The following is a 15,902-nucleotide window of genomic DNA, read 5'->3' as shown; positions in this document are numbered from 1 at the left end:
AATAAAAGTGCGGTCAGACCGCACGTTGTGATTAAAAATCTCGGGTAATCATCAGGTTGACGTTTTTCTCGGTGTAGGAATACAAGGTTGGCAGGTTGCTGCGTTGCTTTTTCCAACTCAGTTGCAGTTTTGGGGTGAAGCCTTGCCAGTGCCAATCTCGCTTCCATAATGTGAGGTTGGCGTTGTAAAGGGTATCCGACCGCACTTTACCCAGAGGCAGAATGCCGCCGAGTTTGGCGGTGGCTTTGTAATCTCGCTTGGCAACGGAAACGCCCACACGAGTGGCAATCTGCCACGGCAGGTCTTGCCCAATGCCCAGTCGCACGGTTTTGGTATCGTTCGACAGTCTGCGGGTGGCGGTTTTTTCACGATTCACATCTATGCCCGTGTAGAGATAGGTTTTCGTGCCAGCCAGCCACAACAGCGTGGCGGAGCCGAGCTGATTAAAGCCGTTCAGCTCAGGATTGTCGGGGTAGTGTGCTTTGCCATACTCCCCCGCCAGTGAGAGCTGCCAGCGGTTGGTCAGCCAGCGGTTCCATTCTGCTCGCACGCCTACACTGCGTTGATAACGGCTGCCCGCCACCCAACGCCATTCGGTAAACGGCAGCAAGCGTACGGTTTGCACCGCACTTTTATGCGCAAGCCCTACCAAAGTGCGGTTGAGCACGTCGTTGTAGTCTTTGTTATCCCAATAATATTTGCCGAACAGATTGTTCTCAAAGGCAAGATAATAGTGCTCACGCAGGTTCCAGTCTTTGGCGAGGTTGAACGAATACGCCAGCCCGTGCGCCGATTGCGGCAGCATATCGTCGTTTTTGATAAAGCCACTGTTTTCAATCCGCCGCTCGCTGCTGGTATTATTGACATTGTGGGTGCGTAAATAATTGGCATTGGCGTTGATTTGCCAACGCTCACGGTTATCGAGTGCACGCAGATAGTGGTTAATCAAGGCGTGAATTTCCGCTGGTGGATTAAATTCCCGAGCACGCTCAAATGTGGCACGAGCTGCGTTATTTTGCTGGCTTTCAAAAAGTGCGGTCGCCAGTTCAATGCGTACGGGGTTGAGCTGCGGATTGCGTGCAAGAATGGCCTCAAATTTCGCCACCGCCGCATCAAATTCGCCATGGGATTTTGCCATCGCCCCTTGGGCAAACAGCACCAAAATCGGGTCATGCGAACCAAACGTGCGGTAAATCGGTAATACCCGTTCCACCACATCATAACGGCGTTGGGCAATCGCTACATTCAACACCCGCTCACACAGTGGCAAATTGTGCGCCAACTCATCGAGGGAAAACGCCAACGGCTCAACCGCACTTTCTTGCACCACCGCCTGCTCAGGCGCAACAGGTTTCGCCACCTGCGTGACGGCTTCAGGCTGAAAGGTCGGGCTAACCGCCACTGCCGAGAGCGGCAATAAAGCTAAAATAGATAATTTTTTCATAACATCATCGCAAAAAAAGCCACCGCAAAGCAGTGGCTTGTGAGAAAGTTAGGTTATTTATTTAGCACCGTGGAAAACACCAATTTTTTTAGTTCCCCATCTATTTTCTAATTCGAATGAACCAGCAACTTCAGCAGCATTGCGCCCCATAAATTTACCTTCATAGGTCCCTGTGCTTCCATTATCTAATTTCCCTTTACCTGTATCATGAGCTCTTCCTGAGAAGGTAATTTCATTATTTCTTTCTTGAATAGAAGCATTTTCTAGAGCAATTTGGTTACCAATCTGTTTATGGAATTTAGCGGTGATTAATCCAGAAACTTCTTTTTTATCAAAATTAGCCGTCATAGTAAAATCTGCAGGAATACCTGTCTGGTCAATAAAGCTTTTCCCTTTATATTTTGCTGAACCAGATAGTTTTGCCATCTCTTTTGCATTTGTAGCTTTACCAGAGTAGAGGTACATCAAGCCTTCTGCATTGTTATCATTCACTGTACCTGATGCACTTAATACAGCAATTCCTGAATTGGCTAAATTATGGCTGTAGGTTTCATAACTAGCGTCAATATGTGTTTTTTTACCATTGATAATAGAAGTACTGTTAATATTTTGGTTAGATTCGGCTGAACCTGAATTGTCTGCTAGCACAAAACGCTCTAAGCCTTGTTGTTTTCCGTCAATATTTGTATCGCTCTCGATTGCGGAAAAAATATCGCTATCATTTTGTTCAACTTTTTTCACAAAGGCAAAGGATTTTGGCTCAGTGAGTTTTAATTCTTTTTGTTTTGCTTTCTCAGCCTTACGCGCTTCTTCGGCTTTACGAGCTTCCTCAGCTTTACGTTGAGCTTCTTCTTTCGCTTTTTGTGCCTCTACTTTGGCTTTTTCGGCGGCGCGTTTGCTTTCTTCGTCTGCTTTTTTAGCGGCTTCTTCGGCTTTTGCTTTGGCGTCGGCTTCTGCTTTTTTGGCTTTGGCTTCAGCGTCTTTTTGTGCTTGCTTAGCTTTATCAGCGGCTTTATTAGCTTGATCTTTTACTTTGTCGATTTTTTTCTCTGTTTGTGATGTTGTGTTATTGGACGAGGAATCTCCACCACCACTCGATCCACAGGCGACAGCACCGAGAGAAATGAGGATAGCCAATGCAGTTGTTTTGATTGTCGGTTTCATTTTTTGTGTCCTTTACGTTAGGTTTAACAGAAAATTTGAGTAATGTTTAGGCAGTTTTGCTGAAATTTTGCTTAAACGGACTAAGTTTAAAAAAAAAAAACAATGGGATAGCGATCTTTTTTGTAATTTTTTGATCTTTGTCATATTTTTCAAACCGCACTTTGGGTTTTGCGAGGGCGAGGTGAAAATGTGAAAGTGCGTTCGGGGATTAGCGCAAGATATAGTTTGCGTATTGCATGACACGGAAATCAAAGGTGGTGAAGTGTGGATTAGCGTGTTTTAGGGCTTTAAATTCAGGCATCGCACCAATGGCACGGTTGGCAGCACCCGATGGGGCGGTGAGAGAGATGACCTCAAAAGTGCGGTTAGCAACGTGGAAACGGTGGTGGCGAGGCACGCTGTTGTCGATGAGGTGCAGTGTGATCTGGTGCGTTTTGAGCAATTTTCTGAGCAGAAATTCAGGACCATTTTGGCTGTTGCCACCTGTTAATAATAAGGTGGTGAGCGTTGGCGTTGCATGTAGATACGCTAACAGGGGGCGCAGATGGATGTGGCGCATGCCAAGATCGGATGCGTCTGCTTTTTCACGCCAGCAGTGGGAAACGAGATCACAAATACCGAGACGGTGCTGGTGTAAAAAGGCGAGCCGTTCGGCGACCGCACTTTGCGTGGGGACGAAGGTGAAATAGTGCTGTGTAATTTTGCCAAACACACGCCACAATAAGCCGTCACGGCTGCCGTAGGGGAACGGCACATCGTCGGGTTTAAGTTCCCCTGTGCTAAAACGTGGCGGCGGGAGCGTGCCAACAATCAGCTTGTTGGCATTGGGTGGAATCAGCGGTGGGTAGGGGTGGTAGTGCCAAAAGCCGTTAGAGATCATAAATTAACACTTTCGATTTGCGCTGATGATCGTACGTTGCCTGTTTTTTGCTTGGCAAGTCGGCAATCTCGGCAGGCGTGAAACCACGCTCTTGAAACCAGTGCACGGTGCGGGTGGTGAGCACGAAGAGGCGTTTTATACCGCACTTTTTCGCCCGTTTTTTCAGTGCGTCAAATAACACATCACCACGGGATGAATTGCGATAATCTGGGTGAACGGCAACACATGCCATTTCTGCCATTGCTTCATCTGCATAAATATTCAATGCTGCACAAGCGATGATCACGCCATCACGATCGATAATGGTGTAATTATCAATCTCCATTTCCAACTGCTCGCGTGAGCGTTTCACCAAAATGCCTTGCTGCTCCAGTGGATAAATTAATGCCAACAGTCCCGCGATGTCGTCCACGGTGGCGGTACGGATAGTTTCCGATTGCTGCATTGAGATTTGTGTGCCGACCCCGTCACGGGAGAATAGTTCGTGCAACAGTGTGCCGTCTTTTTCAAAATTGAGCAAATGCGCACGGTTGACACCCGCTTGGCTCACGGCAATGGCGGCGGACAAGAAGCGCGCTTGGGGGCTGTTGTATTCCCCGTTTTGGTTTAAGTGATCTAAGTGCTGCTGTGCAATGGCGGGAAAAAGATCGGCGATCAGCTCGCCATTGTCGTCGAAAATGCCATCTTGGGCGCAAAAGCCAATTAATTTATCGGCGTTGAGCTTGATTGCCACCTGTGTTGCGATCTCTTCAAACGGCAGGTTAAAATTTTCCCCCGTAACCGATACGCCAATGGGGTTGAGTAGCACGATAGCATTATTGGTCAGTTGTTGCTCAATGGCGTTGATGTCGATATGGCGCACTTTGCCACTGAGTTGGTAATCTACACCATCAAGCACACCAATCGGTTGTGCCGTCACAAAATTGCCGCTGACCACATTGATGTGGCGTGATGTATGCCCAAGATTGACCGCGCGCAGTGAGAGGTAGCCGCTAATATCAAATTGAATTTTCCCCACCACCTGCTTGGCAATATCTAAAGTGCGGTTATCGGTGATGCGAATATGCTGATGAAATGGGCTTGTTATCCCTTTTTCTGCCAGTGCAGCATTAATTTGTTGATGCGCGCCGAATACTACAACCAATTTAATGCCAAGGCTGTGGAGCAGGCTGATGTCTTGCAAAATATTACGAAAATGAAAGGCACTAATCGTGGCACTGTCGAGCATAATGACAAAGGTTTTACCACGATGCAAATTGACATAAGGGGTGGATTCACGAAACCATTCAACCAGTTGTGTTTCTTTCATAAGCAAGTCTCTTTTATTTATATATGCTTTAATTTTGCATAAATATTCAATCTTGGCAAGCTTTAACCGCACTTTGGGTTGCGAAAATGCGATTCCATAGCTGGCATACCGTGTTGCGTTCGTGTTCAAATTCATTGGCTGGCGCAATTGGCGGGCAGCCTTGCAAGCTGAGTTGATGAATTTTATTGCGCAGTGTAACGTAGCAAGTTTTCAGGGCATTTGCATCATTTTCGGTCAAAATACGGTGGGTTGCCATATCATCAAAAATGCGGACATTATCTGACCACGTCGTCAAGGCTGGGCAGTGTGGCGCATGTGCCAACACTAAAAATTGGGCGAGAAATTCAATATCTGTAATGCCTCCTACATCCTGTTTTAAGTGGAATGATTCGTTGTGAGCATTGGCAAGATAGGCATACATTTTTTGACGCATAGCGAGCACCTCGTGGGCGAGAGTGGCAACATCGCGCTCGCAGCTCAGTACCCGTGCACGAATTTGTTCAAACCGCACTTTGAGTGGCTCTTCCCCATAAATGGCGCGGGCACGCACCAGTGCTTGTTTTTCCCATGTCCATGCGTCGTGTTGTTGATAGCTTTCATAGGCGGTTAAGGCACTGACTAAAAGCCCCGCTTCACCCGACGGACGCAGGCGCATATCCACCTCATACAGCACGCCAGCTTGTGTATTGAGGCTGAAAATACTGATGATTTTTTGTGCAAGGCGAAGATAGAACTGCTCACTGTCAATACTGCGTTTGCCCCCAATCGTGGCACTGGATTGGCTGTTGTCGTATAAAAAAACGAGATCTAGATCGGAATTATACCCCAACTCAATGCCGCCGAGTTTGCCGTAGCCGACCACTAAAAAGCCTTTGTTATCGCCCTCAAGGTGTGCTGGAACGCCATAACGTGCGCGCGTTTTTTCCCATGCCAGCGAAATGACCGAGCCAATAATGGCTTGGGCAAGGTAGGTGAGGTGATCGCTAACTTTCATCACAGGCAACACGTCCAGAATATCCGCCGCGGCGATATGCAAGAGGCTGGCTTGTTTAAATTGCCGTAAACCGTCGAGTTGTTGCTCCTCATCATCAACGGGAATGCGGAGCAGATAACGCTGTAAAAGTGCGGTATAGTCGGTTAATTGTGGCGGATTGAACAGGGATTGGGTGTCGAGCAATTCATCTAACAAAATCGGGTATTTCGCCACTTGTTCAGCGATCATTGGCGACGCCGCACTGAGGCGGATGACCATATTCAGCGCATTGGGATATTCAAGCAGCAATTCTAAATAGGTGGTGCGTGTGGCGATATGGGTGAGGATGTTGAGAATATTTTCTAGCACGACCGCACTTTGTGTTGTGGCGAACGTACGGTCAAGCACCATTGGTACGAGCTTGTTAAGTACCTCACGCCCACGCTGCCCAATGGGGCGGCGTAAAATTTCTTGCTGAAAATGGTGTAACGTCGAGGTTAATGCATTTTCATCTAATGAAAAGTGATGTAGCGTTGTATTGATGTCGTCTTCGTCAAAGGTGAAAAAATCTTGCCATACGCTGTGTTGCTCTTGCTCCTCGCTGGCACTGTCTTCCTCGCCGATCAGGTCATCGAAAATGTTTCGCACTGCACGTTGATGTTGTTGCAAATGTGCTTCAAAACTTGCCCAATCGTGAATGCCAGTGGTGACAAAAGTGCGGTTGCCATGGGCATCATTGAGGGTATATTCGCCACAGGCGGCAATTAACCGTGCGCGATTTTGCTCATCGTCGGGTAGCGTTTGTGTTTGTTTGTCATCAATGGCTTGCAGCACGTTTTCTACGCGTCGTAAGAAGAGATAACTCGCTCGCAACATGGCTTCTTCATGAGCACTAAGCACATTGAGTTGCACCAAGTGCGGTAACACATCCAGCAAAGCGCGGTGTTGCAAATGTGCATCTCGCCCCCCACGAATAAGTTGAAACACTTGCACGATAAATTCAATTTCACGGATGCCACCAGCCCCTAATTTAATGTTGTTGACCAGTGCACGGCGACGCACTTCACGCTCGATCATCGCTTTCATATTACGCAGCGATTGAATGACACTGAAATCAATATAGCGGCGGTAAATAAAGGGACGAAGCATGTTTTTGAGCTGTTGGTGATAGTCATTGTGAGCGTTTTCGCCCATAATACGGGCTTTAATAAGGGCATAGCGTTCCCAATCACGCCCTTGTTCTTGGTAATAATCTTCTAAGGCGGCAAAATTGAGTACCAGCGCACCCGCTTCGCCAAACGGGCGCAGGCGCATATCGGTGCGATAGACAAAGCCATCAGCGGTGTGGTTATCGAGGGCATGAATCAGGCGTTGCCCTAGACGTGTGAAAAATTGGGCGTTGTCAAGGCTACGCCGTGCGCCAACCGTTTCGCCCGATTCGGGAAAGGTGAAAATCAGATCAATATCTGAGGAAAAATTCAGCTCACGCCCCCCGAGTTTACCCATGCCTAAAATAATAAACGGTTGAGCAATGCCATCTCGATTCATGGGAGTGCCATAACGTTGACTGAGTGTTTGATATAGCCAGTTAGCTGTTAAGGTAATGATCGTTTCTGCCAGCGAGGAAAGCGCATGAAAGGTCTGTTCTACCGTCATGATATTATTGCTTTGGCAAAAGCTCAGATAAGCCATTTCACGGTGGCGAAATTGACGCAAAGTGCGGTGCAACTCGGTTTCATTCTCAATGGTTGAGAGTTTTGCGTCGAGCTCTTCGTTATACATTCTTTCCATGTGGGAGCGGCTTTGCCAGTGTGAAATCAATTCAGGGTGTTGCTGTAAGACGCGCATCACAAATGGCGATAACGCTAATGCGTGGCTAAGCTGTGCACGATATGCTGGTCGGTTTAGTGTGCATTCAATGGCATGCATCTGCTCGCGTGTTTGCGTATGTTGTAGGTGTTGTAATAATGTGCTAAGCGGTGATGTTTGTGCTAGTTCCATGCTTCCCCCTTGATCATGATATGTAGTGTACCGCACTTTGTATTTTTCGTCGTGTGTAAGTTATGTAAAATCAAACGTCAAATATAAAATATTGTTTCAATATTAAAATTGGATTATTATTTGCGAAGAGAAATGCAATCGTTAAGGAGTGATTATGTTTGTTTATGGTAATGAGGTAAAAAAGGAAGATTTGGGCGCAGGTGTGCAGCGTAAAATTATGGCTTATAGCCCAAATATTATGGCGGTGGAAGTTTATTTTGAAGAAGGTGCTGTTGGTTCATTGCATAGCCACCCACATGAGCAACTAACTTATGTGTTAGCAGGGGAATTTGAATTCACGATTGGGGATGAAACCAAAGTGGTTAAAGCAGGTGATGTGCTATATAAAGAACCCAATATTGTGCACGGATGCCGCTGTTTGAAAAAAGGTGTGTTGCTAGATTGCTTTACCCCAATGCGTGAAGATTTTGTTAAAAAATAACATAAATTTAACAATATAAGGCTATGATTTCATAGCCTTTTTTATTGGCTTTTTTCTAGTGAATAATGTTCGTTCATTTTAGTAAATATTTTTGTGATTATGGTCACACAAACAAAAATTTACGATTACCTTATAAAAAATAAAATGCTATTTTACTTTTTGTTAAATTTAACCCAACTTAAGGAGAAGTTATGAAATTTAAACCCCTATTAACCAGTTTATGTGTTGCCTTACCAATGCTCGCTGCGTCAACAGGTGCATTGGCTGATAAAGTAACAATTAAATTGGCACATAATCTTGAGCAAACCCATGTGGTACATAAAGCTATTGACAAAATGGCGAAAGATTTAAAAGCCAAATCGAATGGTGAAATCATTATTCGTGTATATCCAAGCCGTCAAATGGGGGATGCACGTGAAACTCTGGAAATGGTGCAAAATGATGCCTTAGATATGACGAAAGTGAATTCCAGTGAATTAGAACCATTCATTGGTGAATTTGCGATCTTTAACTTACCATATTTGTTCAAAGATGAAGACCATTTTAAACGTATGCTTTATGGTGATATTGGTAAAAAATTGGCTGATAAAACCCAAGCTAATGGTTATCGTATTGTAGCCTCTTATGTGGGCGGCACCCGTAGTTTCTATACCAAAAAACCTGTTCATTCTCCAGATGATCTTAAAGGTATGAAAATTCGTGTTATCTCAACCCCAACTACCAATAAATCTATTGAGTTGCTTGGTGCTTCGCCTGTGTCATTGCCGTTAGGTGATGTGTACACGTCATTACAGCAAGGGGTAATTGACGGTGCGGAAAACAACATTCCATCTTATGCCTCAACACGTCATGATGAAGTGGCTAAATTCTATTCAGCTGACCAACATACTTCAATTCCTGACTATTTAGTTATTTCTGAAAAAGCATGGAATAAAATGAGCCCAGAACAGCAAAAATTGTTTATGGAAGCGGCACAAGAATCTGAAGTATATCAACAAAAATTGTGGGATGAAGAAACTGCACGTTCTAAAGAAGAAGCCGAAAAATTGGGCGTAACCTTTATTGAAGTGGATAAACAACCATTCCGTGATGCATTAAAACCATTATTTGATGACTTCCGTAACGATCCGAAACTTGTCGGGTTTGTGGACGAAATTCAGTCAATTCAAGACGCTAAATAATGGGTAATAGGGTAGCGATATGCTGTTAGAAAAAGTTAAAAATAGTGTTGATAGAGTCATTGCCGTATTTGCGATTATCGTTATGGTAATGTTGGTAGTATGTGTGACTTGGCAGGTATTTAGCCGTTACGTGCTTGAAATGCCAAGTACTGTTACTGATGAAATTGCGCGTTTTAGCATGATTTGGGTTGGATTACTTGGTGCAGCTTATACCACAGGGCAACAACGTCACCTCTCCATTGATTTATTTACCCATAATTTAACTGCGCGTAAAAAACAAATCAGTGCTATTTTTATTAATGTGGTCATTTTTCTATTCGCTATCAGCACTATGGTGTATGGCGGTTCTGTCTTGGTTAGTAAAGTATTTGCTATGGGACAGATCTCGCCATCAATGCAAATGCCAATGGCATATGTTTATGTGGCAGTGCCACTAAGTGGACTGTTGATTATGTTCTATAACATTATTTTTATTATTGAAAATATTGGCAAGTTATCACGCGGTGAGGAGGTATAACAATGGAGTGGTTGCTTTCTTGGGAATGGTTTGCACCGCTTGTGATGCTGGTGTCATTCGTTATTTTAGTTTTTGCGGGCGTTCCAATTTCATTTTCGATTGGGATCTCGACCATTGTAACAGGTTTTTTTATTCTGCCATGGAATATTGTACTATTAACAGCTGGGCAGAAAATGGCAACGGGGCTAGATAGCTTTTCGTTGTTAGCGATTCCATTTTTTATCCTAGCGGGTTCTTTGATGAACAGTGGTGGGATAGCAATTCGTTTGATTAATTTTTCTCAAGTATTGGTTGGGCGCATTCCTGGCTCTCTTGGGCATGTTAATGTATTAGCCAATATGATGTTTGGTTCTATTTCAGGTTCTGCGGTTGCGGCTGCGGCTGCGGTAGGTGGAACAATGGCACCAATTCAGAAAAAAGCAGGTTATGATCCAGCTTATTCTGCAGCTATTAATGTTACATCCTGTATTTCAGGCTTATTAATCCCACCGTCAAATGTGATGATTGTTTATGCGTTAACCGCAGGTGGTATGTCTGTTGCGACATTATTTATGGCCGGTTACTTGCCAGGCGCATTAATGGGATTATCCATCATGGTGGTGAATTTTATTCTTGCGAAAAAGCGTGGGTATCCCGTTTCAGATAAAATCACATTTAGTATTTTTATGAAGTACACCCTTGATGCTATTCCAAGTATTTTGATGGTAATTGTGGTAATTGGCGGTATCTTAGGCGGTATTTTCACGGCAACCGAAGCATCCGCTATTGCCGTGGTTTATACCTTTGTCCTCTCAGTGATTATTTATCGCGAAATTAAACTTAAAGATCTGCCAAAAATTATTCTTGATGCGGTGGTTACCACCTCAATTGTACTGTTCTTAGTCAGTGTATCAGTGGCAATGTCATGGATTATGACAAGTGCGGATATTCCATTTATGATTAATGAATTGCTAACCAGCATTTCTGATAATCTATATGTTATTTTGTTTATCATCAATGTCATCTTATTGGTGATTGGGGTGTTTATGGATATGACCCCTGCGGTGCTCATTTTTACCCCGATTTTCTTACCTATTGTTACCGATTTAGGTATGGATCCAATTCACTTTGGTATAATGATGATCTTTAACTTATGTATCGGTCTATGTACTCCACCTGTTGGTAGTGCACTCTTTGTTGGGTGTTCGGTGGCGGGGGTGCGGCTGCAAGATATTATTAAGCCGATGTTACCTTTCTTTATCGTGCTCTTAGTATCATTACTTGCGGTAACATATATTCCACAAATTTCATTATTCTTACCAAATTTATTGGGCATTGTATAATAACGTTGTATCCTATATGCGCCATTTCAATAATGGCGCTTTTTATTTTGTGAGGCAGTGTGAACGAGTATCTACATTACATTATCAATCTCTCTTTTGCCCAATGGCTAGGGATTTTGGTCTTTTTTCTTGGCATTTTAGTCTTTTATCAACGCAACGATAAACGGTTTAAAATTATTATGGTCATTTTAAATCTGACCTATATGTTGCACTTTTATCTCCTAGGTTCTCCCATTTCTGCGCTGAGTTCTTTCATCGCCGCGTGTCGCACGGCTACCTCCATCTTTATTAATTCAGCCTATGTTGCCTTTGCTTTTGTTGCAGTTGCCGTTGGTTTTGGGCTTTATATCTCTGAACATTGGTGGAGCTTATTTCCTATTGTCGGTACCGCAACAGGTACCATTGCCTTGTTTTTGCTAACGGGCATTAAAATGCGACTTGTAATGTTATTTGGTTCCATTTGTTGGATGACCAATAATATTATTGTTGGATCCATTGGTGGTGTCTTGCTTGAAAGTACGGTTATGACGATGAATATCATCACGATTTTTCGGTTGTTAAAAGCACGCGCAGTTGAGCGTAGCGTTACTCACTAAGCATTGATTTTTATTAGAAAGGCGTTTATTGTGAGCAAAAATAGGAGAGACGTTATGCAAAAATTACTGTTTATTATCAATAGCGCACCTTATGGCAGTGAAAATCTTTTTAATGCCTTACGCTTAGCCATTATGTTGCAAGAAGAACATAAAAGTGCGGTCGAGATTAAGTTATTTCTCCTTTCTGATGCGGTCGTGGCTGGACTAGATAAACAAAACCCAAGCGAAGGATATAATGTGCAGCAAGCACTTGAAATTATTACCAGTTTTGGAGGAGAGGTTAAGCTGTGCAAAACGTGTACTAATGCACGCGGCATCACAGATCTTCCACTTGCCGAGGGCGTTAGTGTAGGCACATTGGGCGACTTAAGCCAATGGACATTATGGGCAGATAAAGTCTTATCATTTTAGGCTCATCAATATGCAGCCACTTGATCCATTCTCACACCCGTTGGTGGGCACATCATTAATTGAAGCCTCAGCAGGCACGGGCAAAACCTATACGATGGCGGCACTGTATTTACGGTTGTTGTTAAATATCGGGGAAAATATGTTTGGGCGAGCACTTAACGTTGAACAGATTTTAGTCATGACGTTTACCGAAGCCGCAACTCAGGAGTTAAAAGAACGCATTCGAGCACGTATAGTTGAGTTACTGCATGTGTTGGAGCACTGGAAAAAAACAGGTGAGGTTATAACACGCGATCCCTTTTTATTAGCACTATTTGCCCACCTGCAAGACGATGTTGATACTGCGATTTTACGTTTAGATATGGCGCAGCAGAATATGGATTCTGCGGCGATTTTTACCATTCACGGCTTTTGCCGACGCATGCTTAACCGTTATGCGTTTGATGCTGATATTCATTTTAATGCTACACTAATCTCAGAAGATGATCTCAGACAACGCTATTTGCAATTTTGTCGTGAGTATTGGCGTGAGACGTATTACCCACAAAGTGCGGTTGTCAGCCGTTATGTGCACAAATATTTGCAAAGCCCCGAAGCGGTATTACAACGAATTTCACCTCTGCTAGAAGGCGAATTACCGCTAAAAACTATTGCATCATTTGAGCAACTTATCAAGCATATTCATGAAATTAATATCCAGATTGCTGATGTGAAAGCCCAATGGTATCACGTTAAAAGTGCGGTTTACGCGCTCATTTCCGAGAGCATCAGTCAAGGGCAGCTAAATGCCAATTCCTATCGTGCAAACCAACTGGAAACCAAGTTGCATGCCGTTGAATGCTGGCTTGAAAGTGCGGTTGATTTTGATGACACTAAAGCGATTCATTATCTTTCGCAAAAAAATCTGACTAGTAAAACCAAGAAAGGTAAAATCCCGCCAGAGCATCCTTTTTTCGTTGCCATTGATCATCTCATAGACGCCTTGGCGCAATTTAATAGCAAGGGCATTCATAACGCATTGCATTGGCATTATGTATTGGCAGTGCGAGAAAAACAGCAACATTATTCTCGCCAACACAGTGAAATGAGCTTTGCCGATTTGCTCACACGTTTACGCCAAGCGTTGCAAAGTGTGCATGGTGAGCGATTGGCGCAATTAATACGTTTACAGTTCCCGTTTGCGATGGTGGACGAGTTTCAGGATACGGACAGCGAGCAATTTCACATTCTCGAAAAACTGTATCTTGATGCACCACAGCCGACTATTGGCTTGATTATGATTGGCGATCCTAAACAGTCAATTTACCGTTTCCGTAGTGCTGATATTTACACCTATCTCAATGCTAAAAAACGTACTGCGCGAGAATTTACATTGGCGACGAATTGGCGATCGAGTGAAAGTGCGGTTGACGTTGTTAATCAGCTATTCAGTGCATGTGATAACGCATTTATAGTGTCTGATATTGCATTTTCCCCTGTGCATTCAGCGGGAAGCAAAACCGCATTTTTACTTAATGGGGACGTTCAGCCTCCCTTGTGTGCCATATTAAGTGATGTGAAGAACAAGGACCAATTCAAACAAACACAAGCACAAGCCTGTGCGATAAGTGTGCAGCACTATTTGCAACATTGTGCACAAGGAACACTTTGGGGCGAAAATCAACAAGGAGACAGAATCACGCTGGCACCACAGGATTTTGCCATTTTGGTACGCACAGGCAACGAGGCTCAACTCATCAAGGCTCAATTGCAAAGTCTTGGTATTCAAAGTGTGTTCTTGTCAGAGAAAAGTGCGGTTTTTCAAAGCCCTTGGGCACGAATACTATTTTATGTGTTACAAGGGTGTTTGACACCTTATCATCGACAACATGTGCTAAATGCACTATCTAGTGAGTTGTTTAATTTCGACAGTTTTCACTTAAGCCAGCTTCTGTATGATGAGCAATTATGGGATAGTTGGGTAGAACGTTTTACCGAATGGCAACAATTATGGCAAAAACAAGGTGTGTTGCCGATGATTCACGCTATTTTGCAATATGATAATCTGGCGCAAACTATTCTGGCGAAACCTGACGGTGAGCGGGCGATAACTGATATTTTGCACCTTGCTGAACTATTACAAGCCCAGATGAACGAGCAGCCAAATCCGTTTGCACTGTTAACGTGGTTTGATCGTCATATTCGCCAAACAAAACAGAGCGATGATGTTTTACGCCAACGCCTTGAAAGCGAACGTGATTTGGTGAAAATTGTCACCATTCACGGCTCTAAAGGGCTGGAATACGGTGTGGTCTGGCTTCCTTTTATTGGGCTTGGCGTAAATTCTCATGCGAATACGCTAAAAAAATTCAATAATCAAGGGCAAACAGATATTGCCCTTGATGACAGCGCAGCGGATCAGATCTTGCGAGAAGATGTTGCCGAAGAAATGCGTTTGCTTTATGTTGCACTGACGCGTGCGGTTTATCAGATTCATCTTGGGCTTTATACGCAGTTTTATCAAAATAAAACTGTTGGCGATAGCAGTTGGGGTTGGAACCCGCTGGTTTATCTACTGAGCCGTGGTGCGTTGGGCATTGATTTAAAACAAAAGTGCGGTTTTGATAGTAGAACATTATTACAAGAGAGCTTACGACCAGAACAGTATCAGGTGATATGCAGTGACGCGATGGAACCATCAGATTGGCGTGCGCAGACCGCACTTGAACAAGGGCAGGCTGCCCACTTTATGGGGGAGATCGAAAAAGATTGGCGTATTCATAGTTTTACTTCCCTGAGTTCAGCCCAGCACAATCATCTGCATGGGGCAACATCGTTTGATGATAGCCTCACAGAAACCCCCGAACAGCCTTTAGATTATCAGTTGGTACTGCCTGACATGGCGAGTGAGCCGTTACCACATACTGAAGCGTATTCTCCCTTTCATTTTCCTGCGGGTACGAGAGCGGGGGATGTGTTGCATACTTTATTGCAACGTTGGGATATGCGTATCGAGGCGGATAATCAAGCGCATATTCAGTTTGCATTGCAGGCGTTGGCACTTGATGAAAATTGGGCGAAGCCGTTGCAGTTATGGTTTGAGAACATGCTAAATACGCCTTGGAATTCGCCAAATACATTGTGCTTACGTGACATTACGCCTCAGAAAAGTCTGCGTGAAATGGAGTTTTTACTTTCCATTACATCGCGTGTCAATATGGCAAAATTTAATACATTACTCAGGCAATATCCGCTTAAAACAGGACGGACAGCACTTGAGATAACAGATTTTAAAGGGATGTTGCGCGGCTTTATTGACTTGGTTTGTGAGTATGAGGGGCAGTATTATGTTGTAGATTATAAAAGCAATTTGATTGGCGATGATATGGCTTATTATGACATAGCGCAGCTTAGTGCGGTGGTTGCCTTACATCGCTATGATTTGCAATATTTACTTTACACGCTCGCCTTGCATCGTTACCTTAAATATCGCTTAGCTGATTACCACTATGAGCGTGATTTTGGCGGTGTGTATTACCTTTTCTTACGCGGAATGAATGGCGAAAATAGTCAAACGGGCATTTATTTTGACAAACCGCACTTTGCTTTAATTGATGGGCTGGATAAGCTATTTTCGGAGTGAT

The 15,902-nt window shown here is 43.9% G+C and carries 12 protein-coding genes; 7 read left to right on the top strand and 5 right to left on the bottom strand.

Annotated elements, in window-relative coordinates; genetic code table 11:
- Positions 1–31 precede the first annotated feature (31 nt).
- From HPC40_RS08880 to glnE, 5 genes are all read right to left on the bottom strand, one after another.
- Positions 32–1,444 (bottom strand): porin family protein, encoded by a 1,413-nt coding sequence (locus tag HPC40_RS08880; protein WP_208119140.1) that lies wholly within the window; start codon positions 1,442–1,444, stop codon positions 32–34.
- A 57-nt stretch (positions 1,445–1,501) separates the two neighbouring features.
- The gene (locus HPC40_RS08875) at positions 1,502–2,608 is read right to left on the bottom strand and encodes a factor H binding protein domain-containing protein (RefSeq protein ID WP_208119139.1); all 1,107 of its coding nucleotides are present in this window, start codon (positions 2,606–2,608) and stop codon (positions 1,502–1,504) included.
- A gap of 208 nt (positions 2,609–2,816) precedes the next feature.
- Positions 2,817–3,488, bottom strand: a complete 672-nt coding sequence (locus HPC40_RS08870; RefSeq protein ID WP_208119138.1) for a hypothetical protein — start codon at positions 3,486–3,488, stop codon at positions 2,817–2,819.
- Positions 3,478–4,797, bottom strand: a complete 1,320-nt coding sequence (gene argA, locus HPC40_RS08865; RefSeq protein WP_208119137.1) for an amino-acid N-acetyltransferase — start codon at positions 4,795–4,797, stop codon at positions 3,478–3,480. The genes HPC40_RS08870 and argA overlap by 11 nt, the downstream gene beginning before the upstream one ends.
- Before the next feature lie 46 nt (positions 4,798–4,843).
- Entirely contained in the window at positions 4,844–7,771 is a 2,928-nt protein-coding gene (glnE, locus tag HPC40_RS08860; RefSeq protein ID WP_208119136.1) for a bifunctional [glutamate--ammonia ligase]-adenylyl-L-tyrosine phosphorylase/[glutamate--ammonia-ligase] adenylyltransferase, read from the bottom strand.
- Between the two features lie 154 nt (positions 7,772–7,925).
- Here glnE and HPC40_RS08855 point away from each other — a divergent pair, with 154 nt between their 5' ends.
- The 7 genes from HPC40_RS08855 to recB all read left to right on the top strand — a co-directional run bounded on the left by HPC40_RS08855 (position 7,926) and on the right by recB (position 15,901).
- Positions 7,926–8,252 (top strand): cupin domain-containing protein, encoded by a 327-nt coding sequence (locus tag HPC40_RS08855; RefSeq protein ID WP_208119135.1) that lies wholly within the window; start codon positions 7,926–7,928, stop codon positions 8,250–8,252.
- A gap of 191 nt (positions 8,253–8,443) precedes the next feature.
- Positions 8,444–9,433, top strand: a complete 990-nt coding sequence (locus tag HPC40_RS08850; RefSeq protein ID WP_208119134.1) for a TRAP transporter substrate-binding protein — start codon at positions 8,444–8,446, stop codon at positions 9,431–9,433.
- Positions 9,434–9,452: 19 nt separating this feature from the next.
- Entirely contained in the window at positions 9,453–9,950 is a 498-nt protein-coding gene (locus tag HPC40_RS08845; protein WP_208119133.1) for a TRAP transporter small permease, read from the top strand.
- 2 nt (positions 9,951–9,952) lie between these two features.
- A complete protein-coding gene (locus HPC40_RS08840) occupies positions 9,953–11,272 on the top strand; it encodes a TRAP transporter large permease (protein WP_208119132.1) in 1,320 nt (439 codons plus the stop codon).
- A 59-nt stretch (positions 11,273–11,331) separates the two neighbouring features.
- Positions 11,332–11,868: a YgjV family protein gene (locus tag HPC40_RS08835; RefSeq protein ID WP_328805317.1), complete on the top strand. Its 537-nt coding sequence runs from the start codon at positions 11,332–11,334 to the stop codon at positions 11,866–11,868.
- Positions 11,869–11,922: 54 nt separating this feature from the next.
- Positions 11,923–12,279, top strand: a complete 357-nt coding sequence (locus tag HPC40_RS08830; protein WP_208119131.1) for a DsrE/DsrF/TusD sulfur relay family protein — start codon at positions 11,923–11,925, stop codon at positions 12,277–12,279.
- Positions 12,280–12,289: 10 nt separating this feature from the next.
- Complete coding sequence (gene recB, locus HPC40_RS08825) at positions 12,290–15,901, top strand: exodeoxyribonuclease V subunit beta (protein WP_208119130.1); 3,612 nt, start codon at positions 12,290–12,292, stop codon at positions 15,899–15,901.
- Position 15,902: the final 1 nt, after the last annotated feature.

The organism is Spirabiliibacterium falconis, from assembly GCF_014885015.1.
GTDB classification, from domain to species: domain Bacteria; phylum Pseudomonadota; class Gammaproteobacteria; order Enterobacterales; family Pasteurellaceae; genus Spirabiliibacterium; species Spirabiliibacterium falconis.
The sequence above is the reverse complement of the archived record's forward strand: the minus strand, read 5'-3'. Positions and strand labels throughout refer to the sequence as shown.